At 68.9% G+C, this 20,454-nt stretch carries 16 protein-coding genes; 5 read left to right on the top strand and 11 right to left on the bottom strand.

All coding sequences use genetic code 11. From position 1 onward, the window contains the following. From ACFV9C_RS11925 to ACFV9C_RS11905, 5 genes are all read right to left on the bottom strand, one after another. Complete coding sequence (locus ACFV9C_RS11925; protein WP_380192898.1) at window positions 1-2,712, bottom strand: hypothetical protein; 2,712 nt, start codon at window positions 2,710-2,712, stop codon at window positions 1-3. 87 nt (window positions 2,713-2,799) lie between these two features. Beyond that, on the bottom strand, window positions 2,800-3,651 hold the full coding sequence (locus tag ACFV9C_RS11920; RefSeq protein WP_380192896.1) for a carbohydrate ABC transporter permease: 852 nt from the start codon (window positions 3,649-3,651) through the stop codon (window positions 2,800-2,802). Beyond that, window positions 3,648-4,574: a carbohydrate ABC transporter permease gene (locus ACFV9C_RS11915; RefSeq protein WP_380192894.1), complete on the bottom strand. Its 927-nt coding sequence runs from the start codon at window positions 4,572-4,574 to the stop codon at window positions 3,648-3,650. The genes ACFV9C_RS11920 and ACFV9C_RS11915 overlap by 4 nt, the downstream gene beginning before the upstream one ends. Before the next feature lie 5 nt (window positions 4,575-4,579). After that, complete coding sequence (locus ACFV9C_RS11910) at window positions 4,580-5,905, bottom strand: ABC transporter substrate-binding protein (RefSeq protein WP_380192893.1); 1,326 nt, start codon at window positions 5,903-5,905, stop codon at window positions 4,580-4,582. A gap of 54 nt (window positions 5,906-5,959) precedes the next feature. Then, the gene (locus ACFV9C_RS11905; RefSeq protein WP_380192892.1) at window positions 5,960-8,713 is read right to left on the bottom strand and encodes a family 78 glycoside hydrolase catalytic domain; all 2,754 of its coding nucleotides are present in this window, start codon (window positions 8,711-8,713) and stop codon (window positions 5,960-5,962) included. A gap of 123 nt (window positions 8,714-8,836) precedes the next feature. On the opposite strand from ACFV9C_RS11905, the gene ACFV9C_RS11900 reads away from it, so the two are divergent. Beyond that, the gene (locus ACFV9C_RS11900) at window positions 8,837-9,766 is read left to right on the top strand and encodes an AraC family transcriptional regulator (RefSeq protein ID WP_380192891.1); all 930 of its coding nucleotides are present in this window, start codon (window positions 8,837-8,839) and stop codon (window positions 9,764-9,766) included. Here the strand turns inward: ACFV9C_RS11900 and ACFV9C_RS11895 are convergent. Further along, complete coding sequence (locus ACFV9C_RS11895; protein WP_380192889.1) at window positions 9,671-10,402, bottom strand: TetR/AcrR family transcriptional regulator; 732 nt, start codon at window positions 10,400-10,402, stop codon at window positions 9,671-9,673. The genes ACFV9C_RS11900 and ACFV9C_RS11895 overlap by 96 nt on opposite strands. Window positions 10,403-10,490: 88 nt before the next feature. On the opposite strand from ACFV9C_RS11895, the gene ACFV9C_RS11890 reads away from it, so the two are divergent. Further along, on the top strand, window positions 10,491-11,672 hold the full coding sequence (locus ACFV9C_RS11890) for an FAD-dependent monooxygenase (RefSeq protein WP_380192887.1): 1,182 nt from the start codon (window positions 10,491-10,493) through the stop codon (window positions 11,670-11,672). Here the strand turns inward: ACFV9C_RS11890 and ACFV9C_RS11885 are convergent. Together ACFV9C_RS11885 and ACFV9C_RS11880 are read right to left on the bottom strand one after the other, a co-directional pair. Beyond that, window positions 11,640-12,098, bottom strand: coding sequence for a PGPGW domain-containing protein (locus ACFV9C_RS11885; protein ID WP_380192886.1), 459 nt, complete (start codon window positions 12,096-12,098; stop codon window positions 11,640-11,642). The two genes, ACFV9C_RS11890 and ACFV9C_RS11885, sit on opposite strands and share 33 nt — an antisense overlap. 9 nt (window positions 12,099-12,107) lie before the next feature. Then, the gene (locus ACFV9C_RS11880; protein WP_380192884.1) at window positions 12,108-14,243 is read right to left on the bottom strand and encodes a peptidoglycan DD-metalloendopeptidase family protein; all 2,136 of its coding nucleotides are present in this window, start codon (window positions 14,241-14,243) and stop codon (window positions 12,108-12,110) included. Window positions 14,244-14,327: 84 nt separating this feature from the next. Between ACFV9C_RS11880 and lpdA the strand changes: the two genes are divergently transcribed. Together lpdA and ACFV9C_RS11870 are read left to right on the top strand one after the other, a co-directional pair. Continuing rightward, entirely contained in the window at window positions 14,328-15,725 is a 1,398-nt protein-coding gene (gene lpdA, locus ACFV9C_RS11875; RefSeq protein WP_380192882.1) for a dihydrolipoyl dehydrogenase, read from the top strand. A gap of 58 nt (window positions 15,726-15,783) precedes the next feature. Next, window positions 15,784-16,329, top strand: coding sequence for a dihydrofolate reductase family protein (locus tag ACFV9C_RS11870; protein ID WP_380192880.1), 546 nt, complete (start codon window positions 15,784-15,786; stop codon window positions 16,327-16,329). On the opposite strand, the gene tsaA is transcribed toward ACFV9C_RS11870, so the two are convergent. The 3 genes from tsaA to ACFV9C_RS11855 are packed head-to-tail and all read right to left on the bottom strand — an operon-like array spanning window position 16,326 to window position 18,988. Beyond that, window positions 16,326-16,733: a tRNA (N6-threonylcarbamoyladenosine(37)-N6)-methyltransferase TrmO gene (tsaA, locus tag ACFV9C_RS11865; protein ID WP_380192878.1), complete on the bottom strand. Its 408-nt coding sequence runs from the start codon at window positions 16,731-16,733 to the stop codon at window positions 16,326-16,328. The genes ACFV9C_RS11870 and tsaA overlap by 4 nt on opposite strands. Next, window positions 16,733-17,464, bottom strand: coding sequence for a metallophosphoesterase (locus ACFV9C_RS11860; RefSeq protein ID WP_380192876.1), 732 nt, complete (start codon window positions 17,462-17,464; stop codon window positions 16,733-16,735). Before ACFV9C_RS11860 ends, tsaA begins: the two co-directional genes overlap by 1 nt. 15 nt (window positions 17,465-17,479) lie before the next feature. Beyond that, window positions 17,480-18,988 (bottom strand): PstS family phosphate ABC transporter substrate-binding protein, encoded by a 1,509-nt coding sequence (locus ACFV9C_RS11855; RefSeq protein WP_380192875.1) that lies wholly within the window; start codon window positions 18,986-18,988, stop codon window positions 17,480-17,482. A gap of 109 nt (window positions 18,989-19,097) precedes the next feature. Between ACFV9C_RS11855 and ACFV9C_RS11850 the strand changes: the two genes are divergently transcribed. Continuing rightward, complete coding sequence (locus tag ACFV9C_RS11850; protein WP_380192873.1) at window positions 19,098-20,453, top strand: dihydrolipoyl dehydrogenase family protein; 1,356 nt, start codon at window positions 19,098-19,100, stop codon at window positions 20,451-20,453. Window position 20,454 lies beyond the last annotated feature (1 nt).

Below are 20,454 nucleotides of genomic sequence, written 5' to 3'. Positions count from 1 at the left end.
TCAGGGGTGCCTGCTCTTGATCAGGTCGACGGCTCTTGCGAGCAGCGCGACTTCCTGGCGGTCCTGAAGGTTGAAGAGGGCCGCGTCCGACGTGCGATGGACGAGAGCATCCAAGGAAGTCGCGAGTGGGCAGTGGCGGAGTTCCAGCCCGTTGTGCTCGTGCCGCTCGTACAAGCCGTTCACGACCTGGTCGATCCGTCGGCGTGCGTCGTCGTGGCCTGCCCAGGCATCCGCCGCCCAGGCCGCGACCGCGTCGGGGCTGACTCCGTCGTCGAGATCGGCGACGCATCCACCTGACTCGAGTAGTGGGGCGGTCGCGTACCTGCGGTGAGCTTCGCGGACCGTCGCCACCAGGTCGGCGGCCGGATCGAAGTAGTCGATCGGGCAGACCAGGACCACGTTGTCGCCCAGGGACGGCTCGAACCGCGGCAGTCGTCGCGCAGCCGCAACCCCCGGAACACCTGGGCGGGTGTGGATCACCAGCACCGCGCGGCCGCGGCAGGTACTTTGCTCGACCCGCTCTATCTGCTCCCATTCGATCAGCCGGCGGACCGGGTCCGAGTCACTCGCCCAAAACTCCCAGCCGACGGGGGCAACCTCGGCGGCGATGCCGATAGGGTCGAGCCGGATCCGAAACCGCTCGAACGGCCGAAACAGACTGCACAGCTGGAGAAAGACCACCGATGCGAGCAGGACCGCCACCGGCACAGTGAGCAACCACCAGAGGCTCTCGCCGGCATGGAGCCATACCTGACGGCCCAGGACCACGACTGTGGCCGCAGTGCCCGCGACAGTCGCGATCGCCCTGAGACCGCGGAAACGAAGGTGTGGTGTGACCGCGTTCAGCACAGCGGGCAGCGGTCGGTCGTCCTGCCCGTCGGGCGCGGAGGCGGGCGGTACGTCGGACGCCAGCCTCAGGTAGTTCGCCAGCAACGCATGGCGGACCTGGTACTTCGTGCCGACCCGCCGCAGCACCCCGCGGGCACAGGCGTCCTCGAGAAACGCCCGCTGCCGCCACGGGAGACGCCCGCGCAGCGGAAGCCAGACTCGTGCGACGACGAGCCACGGCACCCAGTACGTTCCCACGACGTACGTCGCGAACCAGAAGCCGAGTGCGAACCACGGACCGATCACGAACCATCCGATGGCGGCCGGCACCAGCGCCATCAGCGGCAACAGCAGGTAGACCCGCACCGGCACTGAGAGATGATCGTCGGCCCAGCGTTCGAAGCGGGATCGCTGATCGGGTTCCTGCCGACCGGCACTCGCGACCGGCGGTGATCCGGGGCCGCGCGCGGCTTGCAGCCCATAGGACAACGCGTAGCTGGCGACGACCGTCAGCACGATCGCGTTTCCGGCCCATCGACCGAACATCAGCGCCATCAGCGCCCCGAACGGCAGCACGTACGTGACGCCCACCAGCAAGCTCAGCATGAACGAACGAGTCGGGTCCACGACCCGGGCGCCGATGTTGTGCCGGGCCAGCAGATCCAGCCCCATCAGGCGCATCTCGCGGGTGATGCCGGCCAGCCAGCGATGGGCGTCGGCGGCGCTGCAGGAGTACCGCTCCCCGGAGCGTCGGCGATAGACAGCGGGCAGGAATTCGGCGATCAGGTGCCGTTCGAGCGCGGCCCGGTCCGGAAACCGCACCGCGTCGAGTAGCTCGGTGGGATCAGCGGCGGCGGTGTTGTCCGAGTAGCGCTCGCAGGCCAGGTAGACCATCAGCGGCGTGGCGAGCAACTCGGACACGTGCCGGCCCGTCGCGTTCAGGGGCTCCCGGTGCAGCACCTGAATGACCGGTTCCCAGACGCCTGAGCGTTCACCGGCGACCGCGCTGCGGAGATGTGGCGCGAGGAGACCGATCGAGAGGTCCGCCAGTTCGACGACCGCGGCGGCAGCGAGCACCCGGGTGGCTGCGACCGCGGCGGCGTACTGGTCGGCGCGGCTCGTCAGGACCAGCGGCCGGCGGGCCTCGTCGGTGAGGTGCCGCAGGGCGGCGGCCTGATACCCGGGCGGCAACTCGTCGAAGCCGTCGAGGATCGGTACGACGAATCCGCCCGAAACCAGCCCGGCGGCGAGCGACCGTCCGGACGGGTCGATCGCCGCGAGCTCTGAGTGCTCGTCCTCGAGGCGGGCGACCAGCCAGTCGGCCAGCGTGACGTCAGGCTTCCAGGAGTTGATGCTCGCGACGTACGGGATCGGCTCCCCGGACTCCCGGCCTTCGAGCAGACCGAGGGCACAGCGGAACACAGCGATGCTCTTGCCTGCACCGGGGCCGCCCAGGACCACCATGCGGCCCGACGGGATTCGCCTGTACGTCTCGGCCAGGTTGTTCAGCGAGCCGTGCGCTGCCAGCGGCGGGAGCGTGTTGTCGCTCCGGTTGACGTTCGTCCAGTGGTCGATGAGGTCAGGGCTGTCGGCGCGGGTCCACTTGACGTCGATGAGCAGGCCAGGAGTGGCGGCCGTCCATTCTTCCTTGAGGTCCGACGCAAGAGCGTCGACGACCTTCGTGAGGTTGTGTTCGGTGGCTCGCTGAGGCCTGCTCGCTCGGCGGTCCGCGACCACGGACAGGGCGCCGAGGATGATCACCACGCCCCAGATCGCGGCCGGCCACCAAGCAGCGTTCACCTGAACGGTGTTGGTCGCGAGATTCCCGACCAGAGCGACGATCAGCGGCAGGACTGCCCAGACGAACCATGGCTGTCGACGCATCAGCTCCGCCTCCCCACCAGGTCGCCGCCACCTGCGGCGACTCTAGCGGAGAGTAGGTGCCCTGCGACTGACTGTTCTGTGCGTCCTTCAGCCCTTGATGGCGCCTGAGGTCATGCCGGCGACTATTTGGCGGTTGAAGAAGAGGAACATGATCAGTGGGGGGATGGTGATCAAGAGGATGTTCATGAACAGCAGGTTGTATTGGGTGGAGAACTGGCTGTTGAAGTTGTAGAGGGTTAGCTGGACGGTTGCGTTCTGGTCGCCGGGCAGGAAGTACAGGGGGTTGGTGAAGTCGTTGAAGACTGCGACGGACTGCACCACGACGACCGTTACGATCACCGATCTGAGGAGCGGGAAGATGACCCGGAAGAAGAGGCCTAGTGGGCCGGCGCCGTCGATGACGGCGGCTTCGTCGAGTTCGCGGGGAATGGTGGACACGAAGGCCCGGAACAGCAGGATGCAGAACGACAGGCCGAAGGCGATCTCGATCAGGATCAGGCCTGGCATCGTCTTGAACAGGCCCAGCTTCTGCAGTACCCAGATGGTCGGTACGACGGCCGGTGGAATGATCAGCCCGGCCAGGACGAGGAAGTTGATGTAACCGTTCCAGCGGCTCTTCCGGCGTTGCAGGACGAACCCGGCCATCGCGGACAGCACCACCATGCCGGTGACGCTGGCCACGGTGAGGATCGTGCTGTTGATGAAGGCGATGACCAGCATGTAGTCGCGGGCCTGGACGACCTCGACGAAGTTCTGCACGAAGCGGAACTGCTGCGGCCAGGCGAAGTTCAGGTCGGCGGACTGCGTGCGGTCCTTCACCGCGGTCAGCACGATGAACGCGAACGGGATGATGAACACCACGATCGAGACCAGGATCGCGACCGCGCTCAGTGCCCACTTGCGGGCCGGCCGGTGGTTGACGAGCTCAGCGGTGCTCACAACTCCACCTCCTTGCGGTTCAGGAATCGCGAGAGCGGGAGGACGATCGCGGTGACGGTCACGAACAGCACCACGTTGCCCGCGGTCGACAGGCCGTAGAACCCGGCCTGGTACTGCTTGTAGATCACCGACGCGATCACGTCCGAGGTGAACCCCGGCCCGCCCTGCGTCATCGCCCAGATCAGGTCGAAGGACCGCAACCCGCCGATCAGGGACAGGATGATCACCGTGACGGTCGCCGGCCGGGACAGCGGCAGGACGATCCGCCGGAACGTCTCCCAGGAACCGGCCCCGTCGACCCGGGCCGCCTCGATGTACTCCCGGGGGATCGACACGATGCCCGCGATGTAGATCAGCGTGGCCAGGCCGACGCCCTTCCAGACGTCGACCGCGGCGACCGACAGCAGCGCCCACTTCGGGTCGGTCAGCCAGCCCGGGCCGTTGATGCCGACCACGCTGAGCGCACCGTTGATCAGGCCACGCTCAGGGTTCATCAGCACGGTGAAGGTGAGCCCGACGCCGATGGTGGAGACCAGCACTGGGAAGAACACCACCGAGCGGAGGTAGCCGCGGGCAACGATCTGCGAGGTGAGCAGGACCGCGAGGAGCAGCCCGAGGACGACCTTGGACCCGGAGGTGACGACCGCGTAGATCAGTGTGTTGGTGAAGCCCTTGACCAGCGCGGGCTCCTGGAAGAACAGCTTGAAGTTGTCCAGCCCGACGAACTTCGAATCGAACAGACTCCACCGGGTCAGGCTGAAGTAGAGCGAGGCGAAGGTCGGGACCAGGAACAGGACGCCGTAGATGATCGCGGTCGGGAGATAGAACCAGTTCGAGTACGGCCGGTAGACCTTGGACCCGGACGTCGAGGTGGTCGCGTCGGTCTTGGCGCTCGCTCGTGGTTTCACCGAGGTGATCGCCACCGACCTCACCAGCCCGCCAGTCCCAGTTGCTGCGCCTGCTTCTTCACGTCCTCGTCGTACCGGGCGGCGCCGTCCTTGGCCTTCCGGATGCCGGAGCCGACCTCGACCGTGATCTGCGACAGCGACGGGCCCTTGACCGGGGACACGAACTCCAGCGCCAGGCTGGACGCGCCCGGCTTGTCGAGGTACGGCTGCATGTCCTTGATCGCCTGCGGTACGTCGGCCGGCAGCGCGCAGCCCTTGACCGCGTACGGACCGGTCGGCGCTCCGGCGGCGGCCTGCGACTTGCAGCCGTCCGGGCTGGCGATGAAGGCGAGGAACTTCTTGGCCGCGTCCAGCTTGGCACCGGTCGTAGTCTTCGGGATGTAGTCGGCGCCCGGCGTCCACACCGTCAGGCCGTTCTTGCTCGCGTCGTCACCAGGCAACGCGAACAGCCCGACGTTCTTCGCCGCGTCAGGGTAGGTGGCGATCATGTTGGAGACCACACCGGACAGGATCGGGTACTGCGCGCCCTGGCCGGTGGCCAGCATCTTGAGTCCGTCCGGCAGCTTGGCCGAGGCGAAGTCCTTGTTCTCGTAGCCCGCGTCGTGAACGGCCTCGGTGTGCTCGAACCCCTTCAGCGCCGCCGGTGACGTGGCGTACTTCGCCTGGTTCTTCGTGTACTTGTCCGCGAAGTCCGGCTCCGCGGCCGCGACGTTGTGGAAGTCGCCGAGGACGAACAACTGGGCCGTCCAGGTCTCGCCGTACGTCTGGATCACCGGCGTGATCCCGGCCGCCTTGATCTTCGCGCTGTTGGCCATGAACTCGGCCCAGGTCTTCGGCGGCGTGAGTCCCAGCTTCTTGTAAATCGGGATGTTGTAGAGCACCGCGCCGCCCATGAACCCGCCGACGGGTACGCCGTAGACCTGGCCGTCGGCGGTCACGGTGTTCTTGAAGTTGTCGTCCAGCGTGCCGACGTACGGCTGGTCACTCAGCGACACCAGGTTCTTCTGCGGCGCGATCGCCTGGAACAACGACCCGGTGTTGTAGTTGAAGATCTCCGGCATGTCGCCGGTCGACAGCCGGGTCTTGACGATGTTGTCGCCCTCGGTGCCGGCCGGCCGGGTCTCGATCTTGATCGTGATGCCGGCGTTCTTCGCGGTGAAGTCCTTCACCAGTTGCTGGGCGTTCTTCAGGTCCTGGTCCTGATTGCCGATCAGGTACGTGAGCTCGGTCGATCCGGTGCTGCCGGAACCGGAGCTGGACCCGAGACTGCCCGCGCTGCAGCCGGCGAGGGTGAGTGAACAGACTGCCAGCAGCGCGAGACCGCTGGCTCCTGGGCGGAACCTCATCGTGACCTCCAAAAGGGGATGTACGTCGCAGCGGGGCGGTCGGGGAGTGCTGGATCAGTGGTGCAGGACCGCACCGAGCGCGGTCTTCACGTCGTCGGGGCCGGCGGCGGTCGCGAGATCGCCGGCGGGCTGGTCGAGGTAGGGCAGCAGGCGGGCGGCGAGTGCCGCGTCGTCGGCGGCGTACCCGCTCTCGACCGCGGCGGCCGTGATCGCGTTCCAGGCCGGTAGATTGTCGACAATCTGACGGACGGTCGGCTCGGCCGGCAGTGCGGGCGCCGTGGCGTACGGGTCGTCCACGGTCCACTCGTGGGTACCGTGCGCGACCTCGACGACCTCCTGACCGGGCAGGTCGACCGTGGCGCGGGATCCGACCGGGACCGTCACGGTGACGGTGACGCGGCCGTCGCCGCGAGACCAGCCGACCGACGCCTCGCCGTACGGCGTGAGGTGCCTGGCGGAGGCCTTCGTGAGCTGGTCGGTGAACAACGGCCGTACGTCGATGCTCCGGTAGCCCGGCTCCGCGGCCGCGAGGCCGGCGACCCGCCGGTGCATCCAGTCGGCGACGGCGCCGAGCGCGTAGTGGTTGAACGACGTCATCTCGCCGGGGTTGATGCTGCCGTCGGGCAGCATGCTGTCCCACCGCTCCCAGACCGTCGTCGCGCCCATCGTCACTGCGTACAGCCAAGAAGGGCAGCTTGTCTGTAGCAGGAGGCGGTAGGCCAGGTCAGGATGACCGGAATCGGCCAGAGCGTCCGCAATCAAGGGCGTTCCGACGAATCCGGTACTGATCCGGAAGCCCGAGGTCCGGACCAAGTCCGCCAGCCGCGCACCGGCACGCTGCCGCTGGTTCTCGGTCGGCAGCAACGCCCACTGCAGGGCGAGCGCGTAGTTCGTTGCCGAGTCGCTCAATACCCGGCCGCCCTCGGTGGCGTACTCGGCCGCGAACGCCTGCCGCACCCGCGCCGCCAGGTCGGCGTACTCACGCGACAGATCGTCCTGCCCGACAACAGCCGCCGCCTTGGCGACCACCTCGGCCGAGCGCGCCAGATGTGCCGTCGCCAGTACGTCGGGGTCGGCCTTCGCGCGTGCGGCGTCCTCCGGCGGCGCGGTCGGATCGAGCCAGTCGCCGAACTGGAAGCCGCCGGACCAGAGCAGGTCGCTGCCGGCCAGGCCGGCCACCTTGTCCACCCACGCGCGCATGCTCGGCAGTTGCCGCGCGAGCAGTCCGGCGTCACCGGTGCGCTCGTACAGCACCCACGGCACGATCGTTGCCGCGTCACCCCATGCCGCGGTCGCCGGTCCCTCGTTCCGGAGCACGTCCGGGACGACGAACGGGACAGATCCGTCCTTCTGCTGCTCGGCCGCGAGGTCGGCGAGCCAGTTCGTGAGGAAGCCGCCGGTGTCGAACAGGAAGCTCGCGCTGGGGGAGAAGACCTGGATGTCGCCGGTCCAGCCGAGCCGCTCGTCGCGCTGCGGGCAGTCGGTCGGTACGTCGACGAAGTTGCCGCGCATCCCCCAGACCACGTTCTGGTGGAACTGGTTCAGCAGCTCGTTCGACGAGTCGAACCAGCCGGTGCGGCGCAGGTCGCTGCCGATCACGATGCCCTCGAGGTCTTCCTTCCGCAGGCCGTCGACGCCCGTCACCTCGGCGTACCGGAAGCCGTGGAAGGTGAGCGGCGAGTCGAGCGTGACCTCGTCGGGTCCGGCCAGGACGTAGGTGTCGGTGGCCTTCGCGGTGCGGAGCGGGCGGACGCCGAGTTCGCCGTTCTCCAGGACCTCCGCGTGCCGCAGGACGACCTCGTCGCCGGCCGCTCCGCCGCGGACCTTCAGCCGGACCCGGCCGACCAGGTTCTGCCCGAAGTCGACGAGCGTCTTGCCGGACGGCGAGGTGCTGATCTCGACCGCGGGCAGTACGTCGGTGATCCGCACGGGCGGGCCGTCCGGGGCCACGAGGAGCGTGAGATCGGCGTCGAGTACGTCGACCGGCGCGGGCTCGCCGAACTGCTTGCGCAGGTCGGTGGTCTGGCCGTCGTACAGGTCGTCGGCGAGCACGTTGCTCTCCCGGGACGTCCACGTGCCGTCGCTGCCGAACGTCTGCAGCCGGCCGTCCGCGGTGGTGACCTCGAGCTGCGCGAGTACGGCGAGACGCTCGCCGTACAGCTGCTTCTGGTCCTGGAAGCCGATCCGGCCGCGGTACCAGGCGTTGCCGAGGAGGAAGTCGAGCGTGTTCTCACCAGGCCGGACAAGCTCGGTCACGTCGTACGTCTGGTACCGCAGCCGATACTGGTACGCCGTCCACCCGGGCGCGAGCTCCTCGCTGCCGACGCGCTGCCCGTTGAGCGACGGGAGGTAAACGCCGTACGCCGTCGCGTACAGCCGGGCCTTGACGATGCCGTCCGGGAGGTCCGCCGTACCGGCGACCAGCGGCGCGGGGGAGCCGTGCGGGTTCTCGTGCGGGCTGACGAACCGCGCAGTCCAGTCGTCCGGCGCGAGCAGGCCGGCCTCGACGTACGCGGGCTCGCTCCACTCGCTCCAGTCGTCCCCGCCGCGGACCCGGACCCGGACCTGCGCCGACGAGCGGGACCGCAGCGGGTCGGCCGGCCAGGGCACCAGGACCTGGTCGGGGGACTGGACGGTGAAGACCTGAGTGGTGTCGCGGGTGATCTCGACCTCGTACGCCGACTGTGCGTAGCCGGCGTCCGCGGCCGGGACCTGCCAGGAGATCCGCGGGCTCGGAGTACCGGTCCCGACCACGGGAGCGGCGAGGTGCTCGAAGCGGAGAGCAGTAGGTGCGGCGAGATGCGACATGTGGCTCCATCCGGAATGAAACGATTCACTGGATGTACCGATCCTGCGACCGGCGCCCGGCCGCCACTAGCCCGATGTGCACTCGCCCTAGCACGATGTGCACCTCGCCTCGTATCTTGAGGCATGTCCGACGAGCCGGTGACAACCCGAGGGACCGTGCTGCACTTCGTCGAGGGCACGGTCGTGCACGCCGGCACGCACGTGCACGAGGACAGCCATCCGCTGCACACGCACAGCTTCTTCGAACTGCTGCTCGTCGTCGGCGGCGAGGGCGTCCACCACAGCCTGGCCGGCCGTCGCCGGCTACGCCGCGGTGACGCGATCCTGCTGCGACCGGGGGTGTGGCACGAGTACGTCGACTGCCGGTCGCTGGAGGTCTACAACTGCTGCTTCTCGGCCGACCTGGTACGTCGTGAGCTCGCGTGGGCGCGCGAGGACCCGCTGCTGGGCTACCTGTTGTGGACCGGACCGTTCTCCGCCGAGCGCCGCGGAATGCTGTCGACGCACCTCGATCCACCGGCGATGCTGGAGGCGCTCGGGCACCTCGACGGGCTCCGCGACCTGCGCGACCAACCGCTCAGCCGGCATCGCGGTGAGGTGATCGGCTGGCTCGCGCTCTACCTGAGCTGCATCGCGCGGACGGTCGCCGACCGTGACGAACGGCGTGAGTACACCCATCCCGCGGTCGTCGACGCGATGCGGATGATGGAGGCGGACCCGGCACGGCACTGGACGCTGACCGATCTGGCCGGCGAGCTGCACCTCGCGCCGGGGTACCTGGTCCGGCTGTTCAAGTCGGTCACCGGGGTGCCGCCGATGGCGTACCTGTCCCGGCACCGGGTCGAGCTGGCGGCCGATCGGCTGCTGCAGACGGATCTGCCGATCCACCGGATCGGCGAGTCGGTCGGCTGGCCCGACCAGAACTACTTCGCCCGCCGGTTCAAGTCGCACTACGGGCTACCCGCGTCGGTCTACCGGCAACGTTTCAATGCGGTCCGGCACGGCTACCCGGCTCCTGATCAGAAGGTCCAGGCCGTCCAGGATCCGCTGTAGCCCGAACTCCAGGCCCTGGTTCTCGCTGCCGGCCGCCGTACTCATCGCGGCCACGAGGTGCGGGAAGCGGGCCGCCTCGGTGCTGAGGATCTCGGCCAGCGACCGGGTCATGTCCTCCTCGGTGAGGCCGGTGGTGTGACCGGGGAACGTCGAGGACTGCTGCGCGATGTTCCGGACGTGGCTGGTGATCACCAGGATCGCGTCCAGCTGCTCGCCGCCGGTGAGCCCGGTGCCGGCAAGTCCGGCCAGGCCGCGCTCCATCCAGGACAGCTCGTTCGGGCCGAGCGGCCGGCGTCCGATCGTGGACTGGAGCAACCACGGGTGCCGCATGAACCCGTCGTACAGGTCGTTCGCCCAGCCATGCAGCACCGAGCGCCAAGGTCCGTCCGGGCGTTCCGGCGGGCTGCCCATCGCCAGGTCGCTCATCACCGCGACCAGCTCGGTCTTGCCGGGGACGTGCCGGTACAGCGCCATCTTGGTCACCGGCAGGTCGTCCGCGACCCGCTGCATGGAGACCGCGTCGAGGCCCTCGGCGTCCGCGATCGCGACCCCGGCGGCGGCGATCTCCGCCAGCGTGATCGCCGGTTTCGGGCCGCGGGTGCGGACCGGTTCCCGGCCCCAGAGCAGCTCGGTCATCAGGTTTCCCTCCCGAATGGACTTGAACTGTGTCTACCATACACATTACTGTGTCCGGCAGACACAGTTACTGCTGAGGGAGACGATCATGAAGGTTCTGGTGTCGGGTGCGAGCGTGGCGGGCCCGTCGGTGGCGCTCTGGCTGGGGCGTGCGGGGCACGACGTGACGGTGGTCGAGATCGCGCCGGCGCTGCGCAAGGGCGGGTACGCCGTGGACTTCCGCGGCGAGGTGTTCACCACCGTCCTGGAGCGGATGGGCGTGCTGGAGGAGCTGCGCTCGCTGCAGACCGGCGGCAACGCGATGCGGTTCGTGGACGAGTCGGGGCGGAAGCTGATGCGACTGCCGGCGGAGTTCGCGGGCGGCGAGCTGGAGGTACTGCGCGCCGACCTGTCGCGGGTGCTGTGCGAGCACAGCCGGGCGAACGCGACGTACCGCTTCGGGGACTCGATCGCGGCGCTGGACGAGCACGCTGACGGGGTCGACGTACGGTTCGAGAGCGGGATCGAGGAGACGTACGACCTGGTCATCGGTGCGGACGGGATGCACTCGGTCGTCCGCCGGCTGGCGTGGCGCAAGGAGCAGGTGGTCGAGCGGCACCTGAACTACTACGTGGCCGGCTGGGAGGTGCCGAACACGCTCGGGATCACCGGCGACTCGCTGATGTACAACGTGCCGGGCAAGCTCGCCAGCGTCGGCGTGGACCGCCGCGACCCGGGGCTGGCGGGGACGCTGTTCCTGTTCAAGTCGCCGGTGCTGGAGTACAACCGGCGCGACCTCGACCAGCAGAAGGCGATCATCCGCGAGCAGTTCGAAGGGCTCGGCTGGCACGTGCCGGAACTGCTCAAGGGGTTGCCATCGGCAACCGAGCTGTACTTCGACTCGATCAGCCGGGTCCGGGTGGACCGCTGGTCGACCGAGCGGATCGTGCTGCTCGGCGACGCCGGGTACGGCGCGACGTTCGGTGCGCTCGGCACCGGCACGGCCGTGGTCGGCGCCTACGTACTGGCGGGGGAGCTGGCCCGGGGCAACTTCCGGACCGCGTTCGACCGGTACGAGGCGGCGCTGCGGAAGGCGGTGTCGACGACCCAGGACGGCAGCCGGGCCGGATCGTTCCTGGCGCCGGCCACCCGGTTCGGGATCGCCAGCCGGAACTGGATGCTGGACAAGCCGTTCTTCATGAACCAGATGCTGAAGATGGCGCAGAACATGAGCGAGCTGATCGAGGTGCCGGCGTACTCAGTCAAGGAGGGGAACTTTGTACAGGAATGACTCCCACGAGTCGGGCAGCCAGCCCGGTACACCCAGCACGGCCAGGTAGAGCCAGACGCCGACGACCACGCAGCCGGAGAGGGCGACCGTTCCGAGGCCCTTCAGCCAGCCCGGCTGCTTGCCGGTCCAGGTCGTGAGCGACTTCACCCAGTCCTTGACCCGGTACAGCAGCCGCTGCGCCCACTCGAACTCGCTGGCCAGTACGGCGAGACCCGCGATGAACAAGGGGATCCCGCCCGGTCCCGGCAGCCAGCCGGTCAGCGGGGCGGCGATGAGCAGCAGCCCGCCGAGCACGCCGACGCCGATGCGGTAGAACAGCAGCTTCTTCGGGTTCTCCCGGATCCGGCGCCGCCACTCCCACCGGTCGTCCGCAGCGTCCAGCGTGATGTTGTCGTCGGTGCGGTCGGGACTTTCTTGCTCGGCCACGCGGTCAGCCTACGTCGTGGATGGTTGGCCAAACTCCCAGTGCCAGGGCTCTTCCCGGTTGCGGCCCGGCTCGGCCCAGGCCGGGTGCAGCCAGCCGTACGCCGGGGCGTTCGCCTTCATCCACAGGTACTGCGGGGTGTTGTACTTGTCGATCCCGCCGCACAGGTCGACCGCGACGCCCCAGCCGTGGTTCGACGTACCGGGGAGGGCGGCCAGCGACGGCTTCCGCTGGTAGAGGCTGACCTGGGACGCGTACGAGCGGTACGAGTCGGTGATGCACAGGGTCTTGCCGAACTGTGCGCGGTAGGCCGCGGCAAGTTTCTGGTACGCCGTGGCCGCGTCGCAGCGGAGCATATGGCCGGACCCGATCGCGCAGAGCTTGCTCGCCGGGATCATGCCGTTGCTGTAACCGCCCCAGCCGGTACTCGCGGAGCCGGTCGCCAGGAACGGCATCGGGTTCACCGGGTCGCCGCCGAGCCGGACCTCGAAGTGCAGGTGCGGGCCGGTCGTGTTCCCCTTGTCGCCGACCGCCCCGATCTGCTGCCCGGCGGTCACCTGCTGGCCGTCCGTGACGTCGACCCGGCTCAGGTGCGCGTACAGGGTCTCGAGGCCGTTGCCGTGGTCGATCCGCACCAGGTTGCCGGCCCAGGCCGGGTGCTCGACCCGGACGATGCCGGACGTGACGGCGCGCACCGGCGTACCGATGGCGGCCGGGAAGTCCTGGCCGGTGTGAGATCCACTCGACCACTCCGAGCCCGACTGGCCGAAGGGGGTGCCGATCTCGTACGTCCCGTCGGGCAGCGGCCAGGTCCACGAGCCGGAGCCGACGTCGTACGACGTGGCCGTGTTGCCGCAGCGGAACGCGTACGCGTCGCTCGTGGCGGCGGGCGCGACCTGAGGCTTGGCCGGCGCGCCCAGGGTCGGGCGCAGGGCGGCGTACAGGTTGTCGGGGACGCCGGTGACGACGACCGCGCCCTTGGACTCGTCGGCGGCGATCATCTCGCCGTTGTCGAGCGCGACGCCGATGTGCACGAGGCCGAGGGACCTGCTGCCCATCACGAGCAGATCGCCGGGCTGGATCTGCGCGGCCGGGACGGCCTGGTAGTCCGGGTACACCTTGCCGACCAGGTTCGGGAGGGTGGTGTACGGCTCCCACGCGACACGCGCGGCGCCGAGGCAGCCGTACTTGTCCGGGCCGGTCGCGGCGACGCCGTACGGCTTGCCGACGAGGCTGAAGGCCTGGTCGACCGCGCGGATCGTTTCCGCGGACAGGACGCGCACTGTGCGGCCGGTGGTGCTGACAGACGCGACGCCGGGGACAGCGCCGCCGCGGCGGGTGAGGGGTGCGAGGCCGGCGGGGAGCTTGGCCGGGTTCTTGAGCAGGGCGGCGGCCGGGAGAGTGATCTTCGCCGCGGTGAGCTCGGCGAGGTACGCCTTCCAGGTGGCGAGCGCCTGTGCGTCGCGGACCGTCTGGAGCTGCTGCGAGATCCCGGACGCCACGTCCAGGTCGGCCGTCTGGTCGGCCATCGCGGCGGAGGCGTCGGCGGCCTTCTGCTGGACCTGCTTGCTCAGCTCCTGCGCCTTCGCGGCGGCCTCGTTCGCGGCGGTGCGCTTGGTGGTCGCGTCCGCCTTCAGCCGGTTCGACTCCGACTCGGCGGCCATCGCGGCGTTGTACTGCGCGACCTGGGTGCTGCCGAGCTGGACGATCGCGGTCTGCCGGTCGGCGATCTCCTGCAGGTTCTCGGCGACCGGGGCGAGCGACCAGAGCATCGACTCGGTGCCCATCACGGTCGGGATACCCATCTGGTACGCCTGCGCGGTGAGCAGCCCGAGCTTGCGGCGTTCCTCGTCCGAGCGGCCCTTCGACGTACTCGCCGTGGCTTCGGCCTTCTTCGCGGCGGACTCGGCGGCCTGGGCGTCCTTGAGGGCCTTCGTGTAGGCGATCGTGGCCTTGGCGAAGTCCGCCTGGACGGCGGCGGCCTCGGCCTGGAGCTGCTCGAGCGAGCGGTTCACGTCGGTGACGGACGCGGGCGGCGGCTCGGAGGTGGTGGGCGTGGGGTCATCGGCGTACGCCGGTAGTGCCACGGCCGCCAGTAAGGTGCCGATCGCCACGAAACGCAGCCCTCGGCGCTTCCCCAGATCCATCTGTCCCCCATGTTGCTCGCCTCACGCGCGCGACAAGCGTAGGCGTCGTACGGTCCTTACGGAACCCCGGCTAGCATTCACCCCATGGCCTCGCACTTTGACGTTGTTGTCCTCGGCGCCGGTCCCGGTGGGTACGTCGCGGCGATCCGCGCCGCCCAGCTCGGACTCAAGACCGCCATCATCGAGAAGAAGTACTGGGGCGGTGTCTGCCTGAACGTGGGCTGCATCCCCTCCAAGGCGCTGCTGCGGAACGCCGAGCTGTCGCACATCTTCCGGACGGAGGCGAAGACCTTCGGCATCTCCGGTGAGGTGAGCTTCGACTTCCCGACCGCGGTGCAGCGCAGCCGGAAGGTCGCCGACGGCCGGGTCAAGGGCGTCCACTTCCTGATGAAGAAGAACAACATCACCGAGTTCGACGGCTGGGGCTCGTTCACCGACGCGAACACGCTCGACGTGACGCTGAACGACGGGTCCTCGGAGACCGTCACGTTCGGCTCCTGCATCGTGGCGACCGGCGCGACCACCAAGCTGCTGCCGGGCACCCAGCTGAGCGAGCGCGTCGTGACGTACGAGGAGCAGATCCTCACCGAGGAGCTGCCGGGCTCGATCGTGATCGCCGGCGCCGGTGCGATCGGCGTCGAGTTCGCGTACGTGCTGGCGAACTACGGCGTCAAGGTGACGATCGTCGAGTTCCTGGACCGGATGGTGCCGCTGGAGGACCCGGAGGTCTCCAAGGAGCTCGCGAAGGCGTACAAGAAGCTCGGCGTCGACGTGCTCACGTCCACCCGGGTCGACTCGATCGACGACTCCGGCGCCGCGGTGAAGGTCACCGTGACCGGCAAGGACGGCGTACAGAAGACGATCGAGGCCGACAAGGTCCTGCAGGCGATCGGCTTCCAGCCGCGCGTCGACGGGTACGGGCTGGACAAGATCGGCGTCGCGCTGACCGAGCGTGGCGCGATCAACGTCGACGGCCTCTGCCGGACCAATGTGCCGAACATCTTCGCGATCGGCGACGTGACCGCGAAGCTGATGCTCGCGCACGCGGCCGAGGCGATGGGCGTGATCGCCGCCGAGACGATCGCCGGGCACGAGACGATGGAGCTCGACTACGCGATGATCCCGCGGGCGACGTTCTGCCAGCCGCAGATCGCCAGCTTCGGGTACACCGAGGAGGAGGCCCGCAAGCTGGGCCACGACGTCAAGGTCGCGAAGTTCCCGTTCACCGCGAACGGCAAGGCGCACGGCCTGGGCGACCCGACCGGCTTCGTGAAGGTGATCAGCTCCGCGCAGTACGGCGAGCTGCTGGGCGCGCACCTGATCGGCCCGGAGGTCACCGAGCTGCTGCCGGAGCTGACGCTGGCGCAGAAGTGGGACCTGACCACCAAGGAACTGGCCCGCAACGTGCACGCCCACCCGACGCTGAGCGAGGCCCTGCAGGAGGCCTTCCACGGCCTCGAAGGGCACATGATCAACTTCTGATCCGGAATTTCCGGGCGGGTCGGTGTCGATCTGACACCGGCCCGTTCGACGCTGGGGTATGACAAACCAACGCAAGGTCGTCGCGGCGTACTTCCTGTCCCTCGACGGCGTCGCCGAGAAGGCGAACGAGTTCCTCACCGGCTGGGACGACGAGACCGACGCCGCCGGCGAGCAGCTGATCGCCACCCAGGACACAGTCCTCCTCGGCCGCCGCACGTACGACGAATGGGCCCCCTACTGGCCGACCAGCGACATCGAGCCCTTCGCGTCGTTCGTGAACGCGGCCCCCAAGTACGTCGCCACGTCGCACCCCCTCGATGACGCCTGGCCCAACTCGCACGCGATCCCGGGCGACCTCGCCGACTTCGTCCGCACCCTCAAGTCCCAGCCCGGCGCCGACATCGGCATCCACGGCAGCATCTCCGTCACCAGAACCCTCCTCGCCGCGAGCCTGGTCGACGAACTCCACCTCGTCATCGCCCCCACCGTCGTCGGCCCCGGCCAAAAACTCCTCGACGCCCTCGGCCCCATCAAACTAGAGACAATCCACGGCACAAAAACCTCAGCCGGCCACATCCTGGCCGACTACCGCGTGGTCCGCTAACGCTCGGAGGGGTCGCCGAGGACTGGCTTTACGTCGATGATGGGGGTGCCGTTGAGGGCCTCCAGGTGGTTGACGTGGAGGCGGAGACTGGTGGTTTCGAGGACGGTGACCCGGTGCAGGCCCAGGGGGTTGGGGCGGTCGGGGGAGCGGGTGGCGAAGACGCCGGTGGGTGGGCGGGTGGTGTCGCCTCGGGGGTGGACCGTGAGGACGTCGCGGTCGGCTCGGTCGAACCAGGTGATGAGGATCAGCTCGTCTCCCACCCGGACGTCGGCCAGCGCCTCGCGCACACTCTCCTCGAAGACGAGCCAGGCGTCGGGGGCGCCTTCGTCGCCTTGTCGCGGGGCGTCGGCTCGGTTCTGGAGGGGTGATTCGACGTGGCCGATGGGGCGGAGTACGAAGTCCATCAAGCGGTCCTGGGATAGCGGTAGACGGTTTGGAGCGGCTCGCCCGGCGTGTAGGCGTGGAAGGCGAGGCCGGGGTGGGCGTGCGGGTCGGTGAGGGTGCCGGTGGTGGGCTCGAACGGGAGGGGGACCGTCGAGCGGATGCCGGGCGCGCCTAGTACGGGATGGCCGGCGAAGGTGGCGGTGATCGCGTTGTGGACGTGACCCGTGAGCAGCGCGGTCACCGGTTTGCCGGTCAGGACCTTCGCGAGCGCGTCGGGGTTCTCGAGCTTCCACTGGTCCATGACGGGGTGCTGGAGGGCGAACGGCGGGTGGTGCATAGCAACAAATGTCGGCCCATCGAACGGCTGCGTCAGGGTGGTGTCGAGCCACGCGAGAGTTTCGTCCGACAGGTACCCGTGGTCGTGACCCTCGACCGTGGAGTCGACAAGCACGAAGCGGGCCACGCCGACCTCGCGGACCTGGTGGACGGGGTGGCCGTGGCCCGGAGCGGTGACCAGCGCGCGGAACGGCGTACTGACGTCGTGGTTCCCCGGCAGGACCAGCGTCGGTACGTCGAAGCTCAGCTCCCGGGCGACCTCGACGTACTCCTCCGGCAAACCGTGATCCGCCAGATCACCCGTCACGAGTACGACGTCCACCGTCGACGACCGCACGTACGACGTGATCAGCCGGAGCCGGGTCCGTGCCTCCTCGCCGCCGTCGAGGTGCGGGTCACTGAGATGCGCGATCACATACACATCAGAACATTAGCCGCAGAACCCCGCCCGCAGCGCCCCGCACGGCACGAGTCCGCCGCGTTCCAGTACGGGCCGCGCCTGCGACGACCGTACGTAGTCCAGGAACGCGGCCGTCAGCGACTTCGCCTCGGGCGCCTTGTACGTGTACGCGTGCTCGACCTCCCAGAACTTGTACGACCGGTCCGCGACCTTCGTGGTGTCCGGTACGACGTTGTCGATCGTGACCGCGGCGAGGTCCGGGAACTTCCGCGCGCTGCCGAGTTCGGCGTACCCGATCGCGCCGTCGATCTCGTTCACCCGGGTGAGCAGCTCGTCCGTCGTACCGACCTCGCAGCGGTGGTACTTGGCACCCGCGGCGTCGTCGTCGCGCCGGCAGTCGTCGGACGTGATGCCGAGCTCCTGGTCGCCGCCGAGCACCTTCTCCCGGAACACCAGCCGCGACCCGGACGCCGGCCCGACCCGGCTGACCATCCGGATCGGCAGGTTCTTCCCGCCGACCTGGTTCCAGTTGGTGAGCTTGCCGGTGTAGATCTTGCGCAACTCGTCCGAGGTCAGGCTGGTGACGCCGGCCGACCGGTTCACCACGACCGCGAACACCACGACCGCGATCGCCTCACCGCTGAGCGTCGGCGCATCCTCGGCCGGCCCGTCGGACATCGCGATCACCTTGCCCGCCGCGCCCGCGTCCTGCGCGCCGAGCGCCTTCAGGTCGAGCACCCCGCTGCGGCTGCCGTTGGCCGCGATCATGATGTCCGCGCCCGAGCACTGGCTCGCGTACGCGCTGCGCAGTTCGGTCATCGTCGGCTCCACCGCGGTCGACCCGATCACGCGAATCTGCCCGGCCGCGCAGTTGTCCGGCGGCCGCAGTACGTCGACCAGGAAGAACGCGACCAGCGCGCCGACGAGCAGCAGCGTGGTCGCACCGAAGATGAGGGTACGGCGACCCGGACCACGCGGCCGCGGCTCGTGGTAGACGCCGCCGTTCGACCCGCCGCCGGTCAGGTACCCGGAGTGCGTGATTCCCTTGCCACGCCCGGACAGCACGAGCAGGAACTTGAAGTGGTCGCCGTGGTTGATGGAGAACCTGGGCACGACGAGCTTGTCCTCGTCGACGTAGGTGAGCGGATCGAGGCTCTCCTCGATCAGCGTGCCCGAGTCGGTGTGCGCCTCGACGACCTTCATCCGGACGATCTTGCGGCCCGGGAAGCCGAATCCGAGCTCCTTCTTCATGTCCGAGGCGTCGATGTCGGTGCCGGTGTTGTCCACCCGCAGCAGCACGATGCTCGGGTCCTGGACCACCTCGTTCTGGTGCCGTACCTCGACGTCGACCAGTTCGTGGGCCTGGCCCTGGCGCGGATGGACACCGATCTGCGCATCCACCTGGACGCGGTACACGAGCCGTTTGCGCCGCCAGACATAGCGGTCGAGCAGCCAGACGATCGACGTGCCGACCAGCGAGACGAGGGCGATGACGGTGCCCAGGTCGATGTTGCCGAGATCGAACAACTCTGTCCTCACTTCTCCGGGAACGCAACGCTAGTGGCCGGTGGTGAACGCCCGCTTACGGTGCGATGACGCGCCGGGTGGGGACTTGGTCGGGACCGGGCGGTCTGAGAGATTTGGCGGCATGGCTGAACAGGTGGACGTGGTCGTTGTCGGGCTCGGCGTGGGCGGGGAGGAGACCGCGGGGCGGCTGGCGCAGGCCGGGCTGCGGGTGGTCGGGATCGAGTCGCGCCTGGTCGGCGGCGAGTGCCCGTACTACGGCTGCATCCCGAGCAAGATGATGATCCGGGCCGCGAACCTGATCGCCGAGACCCGCCGCGTCGAGGGCATCGCCGGTACGGCGACCGTGCAACCGGACTGGGCACCGGTCGCGAAGCGGATCCGCGAGGAGGCCACCGACACCTGGAACGACCAGGTCGCCGTGGACCGCCTGGCCGGCAAGGGCGCGACCGTGATCAAGGACATCGCGACGATCACCGGGCCGAACACGGTCCGCGCCGGCGACACCGAGTACGAGGCGTCCCGCGGGATCGTGATCGCCACCGGCACGGTCCCGTCGATCCCGCCGATCGACGGCCTCGCGGGTACGCCGTACTGGACCAACCGTGAGGCGATCGAGGTCGAGACGCTGCCGGCGTCGATGCTGATCCTCGGCGGCGGCGCGATCGGGATGGAGCTGGCGCAGGTGTTCGCGCGCTTCGGCGTCCAGGTCACCGTGATCGAGGGCGCTCCCGAGGTGCTGGCGATGGAGGAGCCGGAGTCCGGCGTACTGGCCCGTGAGGCGCTGGAGCGCGACGGCGTGACGTTCCGCCGGGGCGCGCACGCGAAGCAGGTCGGGTACGCCGACGGCGCGTTCACCGTGACGCTCGAGGATGGCGGTACGGCGACCGGCGAAAAGTTGCTGGTGGCAACGGGCCGCCGGGTGGCGACCGCGGACCTGGGGATCGGCAAGCTCGGCCTGGACCCGGCCGCGCGCCGGATCGAGGTCGACGAACACGTCCGCGCGGGCGACCGGGTGTGGGCGGTCGGCGACGTCACCGGGGTCGGGGCGTTCACCCACAACGCCATGTACCAGGCCGACATCGCGGTCCGCGACATCCTGCGGGAGCCGGACGCGCCGACCGCGAGCTACCACGCGATGCCGCGCGTGACGTTCACCGATCCGGAGATCGGTGCGGTCGGGCTGACCGAGAAGCAGGCCCGCGACGCCGGCCTGAACGTCCGTACCGGCTCCACGCCGATCCCGGCGTCGACCCGCGGCTGGATCCACAAGGCCGGCAACGAGGGCTTCATCAAGGTCGTGATGGACGCCGACCGCGGCGTACTGGTCGGCGCGACGAGTGCGGGCCCGACCGGCGGCGAGGTGCTGAGCGCGCTCGCGGTCGCCGTACACGCCGCCGTCCCGGTGAACAGTCTGCGACAGATGATTTACGCGTACCCGACGTTCCACCGCGCGATCGGCGAAGCTCTCAAGTTCTAGT

It is taken from the genome of Kribbella sp. NPDC059898 (assembly GCF_042730855.1).
In the GTDB taxonomy this organism is placed as follows: Bacteria; Actinomycetota; Actinomycetes; order Propionibacteriales; family Kribbellaceae; genus Kribbella.
The sequence above is the reverse complement of the archived record's forward strand: the minus strand, read 5'-3'. Positions and strand labels throughout refer to the sequence as shown.